The sequence below is a fragment of the Rheinheimera sediminis genome, assembly GCF_004005375.1.
In the GTDB taxonomy this organism is placed as follows: Bacteria; Pseudomonadota; Gammaproteobacteria; order Enterobacterales; family Alteromonadaceae; genus Pararheinheimera.
The window spans coordinates 22,090-30,719 of sequence record NZ_RZUF01000034.1; the positions used below are offsets into that span (position 1 = coordinate 22,090).

Genomic DNA, 8,630 nt, shown 5'->3' on the forward strand with positions numbered 1-8,630 from the left:
CGCCCGTTATAATATTGAGGCACAAACATGAGACAACGTAAGCCATTAGTGGTAGCTAACTGGAAAATGAACGGGAATTCCGATCTGGTCCAACAGATGTCAGACGCCTTGTCTATGTTAAAACAGCCCCTACCTGAAATTTTGATCTGCCCACCAGTAATTTTTCTAACTCACTTTCCAAAACATCAAAACTATAAGCTGGGTGCTCAGAATGTGAGCGAACAGCAATCGGGGGCCTTTACTGGCGAAATTTCAGCAGATATGCTAACGGCTGCTGGTGTTACTCACGCCATTATTGGTCACTCAGAACGTCGCTCTCTCTATGGCGAGTTAGACGGCTTGATCAGTCAGAAAGTAAAAACAGCTGTGGATGCAGGCCTAACTCCAATACTTTGTATCGGCGAAACTTTGCAGCAAAGAGAAGAAGAAAAAACTTTAGAGGTTCTTGCACGGCAATTAGATGCGGTGTATGCTGCGCAGCCTTATTTACTGGCGCACTCTGTGGTAAGTTACGAGCCGATTTGGGCCATAGGTACAGGTCGCACGGCGACGCCAGAGCAAGCTCAGCTAGTGCATCAGTTTATACGCCAACATTTGGCGCAGTATGATGTAGACGCGGCAGACGCGTTAAGAATTATTTATGGTGGCAGTGTCACTGCTACTAACTGTCAAGCCTTGTTTGCAGAGGCTGACATAGACGGCGCACTTATTGGTGGCGCTAGTTTGAAAGTGGCAGACTTTTCTGCGATTTGCGAAATGGCAAAGGATTCATAATGTACGAACTGTTTATTGTATTGTATCTGTTAGTCGCATTGGCCCTAATCGTTTTGGTATTAATCCAACACGGCAAAGGTGCTGACATGGGGGCTTCTTTTGGTGCTGGCGGTTCAGCAACTATTTTTGGCTCATCAGGTACAGGTAATTTTTTAACTCGTACTACCACAGTACTTGCAACTTTATTTTTCGCTTTGAGTCTGTTGCTGGGTAATCTGAGTACAGATCGCGTGAAAGCTGTAGACGAATGGCAAGATTTATCTGTGCCAGTTGATGCTAAGGCAGTTGATGCAGTAGAAGAGAAAAAGCCAGCATCAGATATTCCTGTCGGAAACTGATTGCACCTCTGATTTTTAGCCGAGATGGTGAAATTGGTATACACGCTACCTTGAGGTGGTAGTGCCTTCGGGCGTGCGGGTTCAAGTCCCGCTCTCGGCACCAATATACAAAGCACAGCAAGCAAAGTAGCACAAACTAAGCTTGCGATAGTCAGGCCAGGACTATATAATGTGCGTCGCTTACGGACGCGGGATGGAGCAGCCTGGTAGCTCGTCGGGCTCATAACCCGAAGGTCGTCGGTTCAAATCCGGCTCCCGCAACCAAATTCGCCAAGGTTAGAAGGAAATAGAGAAATCAGCCCACGGGCTCCTCTTTATAAATCCGGGCGAAGGGCGTCGGTTCAAATCCGGCTCCCGCAACCAACTTCGCCAAGGTTAGAAGGAAATAGAGAAATCAGCCCACGGGCTCCTCTTTATAAATCCGGGCGAAGGGCGTCGGTTCAAATCCGGCTCCCGCAACCAACTTCCTTTTGAGAATTAAAAGTTTTACTACTTTAGATGTTTCAAGGATGTTTATCGTAAACTGCTTATTGAAGCAAATGTGTGGCCCAGGTTGAACAGTTCGCTGTGAAGCCTACAGAATTCAGGACTTTGATTGGCGATATCAGAGTCCAGTCAGCTTTAAAGTCGCCCCGAAATTTCGGGGCGTTTTTATATCTGGCGACAAGGTTTTACTACTATTCTGGGCTCTATGCCCTTTTTTTATTTCTGGAGGTCTCTTTGACTAAACAAGAACAGCAGTTAACTGAGCTGTTAACGCCAACAGTAGAAGCCGCAGGCTTTGAGCTGGTCGGCATAGAGTTCGTTCGTGCTGGACGTCACTCTATTCTGCGGGTTTATATTGACCATCAGGATGGTATTACAGTGGATCACTGCGCCTCTGTAAGCCGTGAAGTGAGTGCGTTACTTGATGTTGAAGACCCTATCCCGAATGAATATTTCCTTGAAGTGTCCTCTCCTGGTTTAGACCGCCCACTTTTTACGCCAGCGCATTTTGCCAAAGTTGTTGGCCAGATCATTGACGTGAAATTGGCTATTCCTCAAGATGGACGCCGCAAATTTAAAGGCCTGCTGACACAAATCGAAGACGATATGTTAGTAGTGGAAGTGGATGGCAAACTCTACCGTTTGCTGATGGATAACGTAGATAAAGCGAACGTAGTGCCAGTGTTCTGATACACGGGTCGAAGCGAGGCAAAATAATATGGCTAAAGAAATTTTATTAGTAGTAGACGCGGTCTCGAACGAAAAATCAGTTCCGCGTGAGAAAATTTTCCAGGCGTTAGAGTACGCGTTAGCGGCCGCCACTAAAAAGAAAAACGAAGGCGACATCGAAGTCCGCGTGACTATTGATCGTAAAACTGGTTCTTATGAAACTTTCCGTCGCTGGATGGTCATCCCAGACGAGCAGGTGCAAGAACATCCGTATCGCGAAATTACCTTGTCTGCAGCTCAATACGATGAACCTCAGTTGCAAGTGGGTGATTATGTTGAAGAACAAATCGACTCTATTACCTTTGACCGTATCACCACTCAAATGGCGAAACAGGTCATAGTGCAAAAAGTACGTGAAGCTGAACGTTCACAAGTAGTTGAGGCTTATGTCGATCAGGTGGGTGAGTTAGTCACTGGTGTCGTGAAGAAAGTAAACCGCGACAGCATCATTGTCGACTTAGGTAACAATGCGGAAGCCATGTTAGCTAAGGAAGAAATGTTGCCACGTGAGACCTTCCGTCCAGGCGATCGTATCCGTACTTTATTGTTTGAAGTAAAACCAGAAGCTCGTGGTGCTCAGCTGTTTTTAAGCCGTACCCGCCCTGAAATGCTGATCGAATTATTCCGCATTGAAGTGCCTGAAATCGGTGAAGAGATGATTGAAATCCGTGGCGCTGCACGAGATCCTGGTTCACGCGCTAAGATTGCAGTGAAAACCAACGACCGTCGTATTGACCCTGTGGGTGCTTGTGTCGGTATGCGTGGATCACGTGTGCAAGCGGTGTCCAGCGAATTAACTGGCGAACGTGTTGATATCGTTCTGTTCGACGATAACCCTGCTCAGTTTGTCATCAACGCTATGTCTCCGGCAGAAGTGGCCTCTATCATTGTTGATGAAGATAAGCACTCTATGGACATTGCCGTAGAAGACAGCAACCTGGCAATGGCGATAGGCCGTGCTGGTCAGAACGTACGTTTAGCCAGCCAGTTAACTGGTTGGGAATTAAACGTGATGACGGTTTCTGCCATGAAAACTAAACATCAGGAAGAAAATGCCAAGGTGTTGGAACTCTTCATGACAGCACTGGAAATCGACGAAGATTTTGCTGGTGTGTTAGTAGACGAAGGTTTCTCAACCTTAGAAGAAATCGCCTATGTACCAGTCAGCGAACTGTTGTCTGTTGATGGTTTAGACGAAGATACAGTAGAAGAGTTACGTAAACGTGCTAAAGCAGTGTTAACTACACGTGCTCTGGCCAGCGAAGAATCACTGGAAGGCTCAGCGCCTAGTGAAGCATTAGTTAATCTGCCAGGTGTTGGTACCCACACAGCTTATGTGTTGGCCAGCAAAGGCATCATCACTCTTGATGATTTGGCAGAGCTTGGGGTAGATGATTTGATTGAAATCGAAAAAATGACTGAAGAAAAAGCGGCAGAGCTGATTATGGCTGCCCGTAATATTGTTTGGTTCAGTGAAGACAAATAAGTGGGTCAACGGAGGTAAAAACTGACATGGCAGATGTAACCATAGAAAAACTGGCCAGTGACGTCAATACGACTGTTGATCGTATAATCCAACAGTTTGCGGATGCAGGCATAACAAAACAAGTCGGCCAAATGGTCAATGAAGAAGAGAAAAAAACTCTTCTGGATCACTTAAGCCGGGCCCACGGCGGTCAGTCCGCTGAACCGTCTAAACTGACGTTAGTTCGTAAAGAAAAAACCACTCTGAGTGTAGCCGGTGGTGCTGGCCGCAACCGTGAGATTCAGGTTGAAGTACGCAAACAAAAGACCTTTGTTAAACGACCTTCAGTTGAAGAAGCAGCCAAGCTGGCCGAAGAAGAGCGTATTGCTGCAGAGCAAGCTGCAGAGGCAGCAAAACGCGAGCAGGAGCGTTTAGCTGCTGAGCAAAAAATTAAAGAAGAAGCTAATCGTAAAGCCAAAGAAGAGGCGGATCGTAAAGCGGCTGAACAGAAAAAACGTGACGAAGCAAAACACGCTCAATTAATGAAAGATGATCCGGAAGAAGCGGCTCGTCGTGCAGCGAAAGAAGAAGCTAAGGCTGAAGCTGAGCGCATCAAAGCACAACAGGAAGCTGAGCAGTTACGTAAGTTGGAAGCTGAAGCTTTACAACAGGCTGAAGCCGCACGTCGTTTAGCAGAAGAAAATGCTGAGCGTTGGGCTAAAGAAGAAACAAAGCCAGCCGCAGAAGACGCTGATTATCACTTAACCAGCAACGTCTATGCCAAAGCTGCTGAAGACGAAGTGGACGCCCGTGAAGAACGTGGTGGCCGTCGTACGACGAAAAAAGCCCCTGCTGGCAAAGCCAAGAAAAAAGATGACGCTGATGATAAAGATGCGTTTAACCGCGCTAATCGTCACAAGAAAAAGAAAACGCCTGTCAGCATGCAGCATGGTTTTAACAAACCTGCTCAGCCGGTAGAACGTGAAGTAAAAATTGGCGAAACCATCACTGTGGCTGAATTAGCTTCGAAGATGGCCGTTAAAGCTTCTGAAGTGATCAAAGTCATGATGAAAATGGGTGCTATGGCAACCATTAATCAGGTGATTGATCAGGAAACTGCAGCTATCGTTTGTGAAGAGATGGGCCACAAGTTCACTCTGACCAAGGAAAACGAGCTTGAAGAAGCGGTCATGTCTGACCGTCAAGGTGAAGGCGAGTTAGAGCCTCGTGCTCCTGTTGTTACCGTTATGGGTCACGTTGACCATGGTAAAACTTCTACTCTGGATTATATCCGTAAAGCAAAAGTAGCAGCTGGTGAAGCCGGTGGTATTACTCAGCATATCGGTGCTTACCACGTAGAAACAGAACGCGGTATGGTCACTTTCCTTGATACACCTGGTCACGCAGCCTTTACTTCAATGCGTGCCCGTGGTGCTAAAGCGACAGACATCGTTATTCTGGTGGTTGCAGCAGACGATGGCGTTATGCCACAAACCAAAGAAGCTATTCAGCACGCAAAAGCTGCTGGTGTGCCACTGGTTGTTGCAGTCAACAAAATGGATAAACCGGATGCAGATCCGGATCGTGTTCGGAACGAATTATCTCAGTACGGCGTTATTTCAGAAGAGTGGGGCGGTGATACTCAGTTCGTGCCTATCTCTGCGAAAACCGGTATGGGTATTGACGACCTGCTGGAAGCTATCCTGAACCAGGCTGAACTGCTTGAATTAAAAGCGGTGAAGAAAGGTCTGGCCCGCGGTGTGGTAATTGAATCGCGTCTGGATAAAGGCCGTGGTCCTGTTGCTTCCATTCTGGTACAGGAAGGTACATTGCAACAAGGCGAAATCGTGCTTTGTGGTTTCGAATATGGCCGTGTTCGTGCAATGCGCGATGAAAATGGTAAAGAAATCAAAGTTGCTGGCCCATCCATTCCGGTAGAGATCTTAGGTCTGTCCGGTGTACCTCAGGCTGGAGATGAAGTGACTGTTGTGAAAGACGAGCGTAAGGCTCGTGAAGTTGCTTTGTACCGTCAGGGTAAATTCCGTGATGTCAAACTTGCTCGTCAGCAAAAATCTAAGCTGGAAAACATGTTCGCGAACATGTCTGAAGGCGATGTGGCTGAACTGAACATAGTTCTGAAAGCGGACGTACAAGGTTCTGTGGAAGCGATCAGTGAATCACTGAGCCGACTGTCGACTGATGAAGTGAAAATCAAAATCATCGGTAGCGGTGTGGGTGGTATTACTGAGACTGACGCAACGCTTGCAGCAGCTTCTTCAGCTATCGTTATCGGTTTCAACGTGCGTGCTGAAGGCACCGCCCGTAAGATCATCGAAGACGAGAACCTGGACTTACGTTACTACAGCATCATTTATGAACTGTTAGATGAAGTTCGTGCAGCGATGACAGGTATGTTAGCTCCTGAATTTAAACAACAGATCATTGGTTTGGCTCAGGTTCGTGCTGTGTTCCGTTCGCCGAAGTTTGGTGCTATCGCTGGTTGTATGGTGACCGAAGGTATCATTAAACGTAACGCACCAATTCGTGTACTGCGTGACAACGTAGTTATTTTCGAAGGTGAACTGGAGTCCCTGCGTCGTGTGAAAGATGACGTATCCGAAGTACGCAACGGCTTTGAGTGTGGTATCGGCGTGAAGAACTACAACGACGTGCGTGAAGGCGACCAGATTGAAGTGTTTGAAGTGGTTCAGGTTGAACGTACTTTATAACAACTTTGTGCTGGTAGAAATATAGATACAGAGATCAGCAGGGGCTTACGTAGGCCCCTGTTTCTTTCTGCTCAAATGTGTTGGAAAGAGTTATGGCTAAAGAATTTACTCGGGTAGACCGTCTGTCGCAGCAAATGCAGCAGGAAATTGCAGTGATTTTACAACGTGAAATCAAAGACCCGCGCCTGCACAACATGATTACCGTGTCGGATGTGGACGTTTCGCGTGACTTATCTCACGCCAAAATTTTTGTGACTTTTTTAGGCTTAGAAGCTGATAAGGTCAAAGCAAACCTTGATATTTTAAACGACGCTTGTGGTTATGTCCGCAGTCTGATTGCTAAACGTATTCAGGCCCGTATTGTGCCCACTATACGTTTTTACTTTGACCAGTCCTTGGATCAGGGCATTCATATGGCCAATCTGGTTGAACAGGTGCGTCGTGAAGATGACAAACGCCGTATTGAGGCAGGTCAGGAACCAGACCGTAAACCTAAGATCGATCAGGACGAGGACGAGTAATGGCGCGTCGTGCTGTCCACGGCATTCTTTTACTTGATAAGCCGTTAGAAATTTCCAGCAATGGTATTTTGCAGCGCGTGCGTTGGTTGTATCAGGCGGAAAAAGCTGGTCATACCGGTGCTTTAGACCCACTGGCCAGTGGTTTATTGCCGATTTGTTTTGGTGAAGCCACTAAGTTCTGTCAGTTCTTATTAGACACAGACAAAACCTATTTGGTGACAGCTCATTTCGGTTTACGTACTGACACCAGCGATGCGGCAGGTGAAATCATCAGCCGTAAGCCTGTAGCCTTTGATCAAGCCGTGCTTGAGCAAATGATGCAGCAGTTTCGTGGCCCGCAGATGCAAATTCCGACTATGTTTTCGGCTTTAAAGTATCAGGGGCAGCCGCTGTACAAATATGCCCGTCAGGGGATTGAAGTACCACGTGAAGCCAGGCCTATTACCATCTTCCGTTTTGAATTGCAGCAGTTTGACGGCGAATACGCCAGCTTCCTGGTGCATTGCAGTAAAGGCACTTATATCCGCACCTTAATCGACGATTTGGGTGAGGCTCTGGGCTCTGGTGCTTATGTCAGCGCCTTGCGCCGTATTCATGTCGGGCCTTTTGATGCAGCACAAATGCTGACGCAGGAACAGTTAGTGCCTTTTAATGAAAAGCAGGACTGGGCTGGCTTAGACGCTTTGTTGTTGCCGATGGATTTAGCCTTAACCGGCTTGCCTGAGCTGAAGCTCACTGAAGCACAGCAAAAACGTTTGGTGCATGGTCAAACTGTGTTGCTAACTGAATCTGAACTTGCTGATTTAGGCACTGGATCTGCTGATGCTATTAAGCTCTATGGGCCTGCGAAGCAGTTTATTGGTGTGGCTTCGTTAGAGGCTGGCGTTCTGTCGGTTCGACGGTTACTGAACACCAGTGTGTGGCAAACCCCAATTTAATATTTTATTGCTTGTTTGTTGTTGAGAAAGCGCATAGAATGCGCGCTCATTTTCGTTGTTGCTGGATTAGTGGCCGGCACAACATATCTCTCTATTGGAGGCTCTATGTCACTAACTACAGCTGAAAAAGCGCAAATCTTAGCAGATTACGCGGTTAAACAAGGTGATACCGGTTCACCAGAAGTACAAGTTGCATTATTAACTGCAACTATTGCTAAGTTACAACCACACTTTGCTGACCACAAGCACGACCACCACTCACGTCGTGGCCTGTTACGTATGGTTAGTCAACGTCGTAAATTATTAGATTATTTAAAAGGCAAAGACGCTCAGCGTTACGCTACTCTGATCGAGCGTTTAGGTCTGCGTCGTTAATTCGCAGCTTATGCCTGAAAAAAGCCAGTCTTCGACTGGCTTTTTGCTTTTTTCTGTTCTGCAAAATATCTTATAACACCGCAGTCGCTTCACACTGACGTGATAAATCATTCCAGACGATTTTGTACATTTTGCTATCTTGCAAAATGCCCTTCGGGCCTTCGTCGCTTCACTCCGATGATAACAAAACGGCAGGATAGCCGTTTTGCACAGCTTTAGCTGCCGAAGGCGAACATCACGGACTATGTGAGTGACAAAACGGCAGGATAGCCGTT

The 8,630-nt window shown here is 46.9% G+C and carries 8 protein-coding genes and 2 tRNA genes; all 10 read left to right on the plus strand.

Annotated features, from left to right (window positions below; all coding sequences use genetic code 11):
• Positions 1 to 27 precede the first annotated feature (27 nt).
• Positions 28 to 774 carry a triose-phosphate isomerase gene (tpiA, locus tag EMM73_RS18010; protein ID WP_127688192.1) on the plus strand — a complete coding sequence of 249 codons (747 nt, stop codon included), beginning with the start codon at positions 28 to 30 and terminating at the stop codon, positions 772 to 774.
• Positions 774 to 1,112 (plus strand): preprotein translocase subunit SecG, encoded by a 339-nt coding sequence (gene secG / locus EMM73_RS18015; RefSeq protein WP_127688193.1) that lies wholly within the window; start codon positions 774 to 776, stop codon positions 1,110 to 1,112. Before tpiA ends, secG begins: the two co-directional genes overlap by 1 nt.
• A gap of 18 nt (positions 1,113 to 1,130) precedes the next feature.
• Positions 1,131 to 1,215 (plus strand) — tRNA-Leu (locus tag EMM73_RS18020).
• Between the two features lie 84 nt (positions 1,216 to 1,299).
• Positions 1,300 to 1,376 (plus strand) — tRNA-Met (locus EMM73_RS18025).
• A 456-nt stretch (positions 1,377 to 1,832) separates the two neighbouring features.
• The gene (gene rimP, locus EMM73_RS18030; RefSeq protein ID WP_127688194.1) at positions 1,833 to 2,288 is read left to right on the plus strand and encodes a ribosome maturation factor RimP; all 456 of its coding nucleotides are present in this window, start codon (positions 1,833 to 1,835) and stop codon (positions 2,286 to 2,288) included.
• A 28-nt stretch (positions 2,289 to 2,316) separates the two neighbouring features.
• Positions 2,317 to 3,813: a transcription termination factor NusA gene (gene nusA / locus EMM73_RS18035; RefSeq protein WP_127688195.1), complete on the plus strand. Its 1,497-nt coding sequence runs from the start codon at positions 2,317 to 2,319 to the stop codon at positions 3,811 to 3,813.
• A gap of 26 nt (positions 3,814 to 3,839) precedes the next feature.
• On the plus strand, positions 3,840 to 6,521 hold the full coding sequence (gene infB / locus EMM73_RS18040) for a translation initiation factor IF-2 (protein WP_127688196.1): 2,682 nt from the start codon (positions 3,840 to 3,842) through the stop codon (positions 6,519 to 6,521).
• Positions 6,522 to 6,613: 92 nt separating this feature from the next.
• A complete protein-coding gene (gene rbfA / locus EMM73_RS18045) occupies positions 6,614 to 7,042 on the plus strand; it encodes a 30S ribosome-binding factor RbfA (RefSeq protein ID WP_127688197.1) in 429 nt (142 codons plus the stop codon).
• A complete protein-coding gene (gene truB, locus EMM73_RS18050) occupies positions 7,042 to 7,980 on the plus strand; it encodes a tRNA pseudouridine(55) synthase TruB (protein WP_127688198.1) in 939 nt (312 codons plus the stop codon). Before rbfA ends, truB begins: the two co-directional genes overlap by 1 nt.
• A gap of 105 nt (positions 7,981 to 8,085) precedes the next feature.
• Positions 8,086 to 8,355 carry a 30S ribosomal protein S15 gene (rpsO, locus tag EMM73_RS18055; RefSeq protein WP_127688199.1) on the plus strand — a complete coding sequence of 90 codons (270 nt, stop codon included), beginning with the start codon at positions 8,086 to 8,088 and terminating at the stop codon, positions 8,353 to 8,355.
• The last annotated feature ends 275 nt before the right edge of the window (positions 8,356 to 8,630 follow it).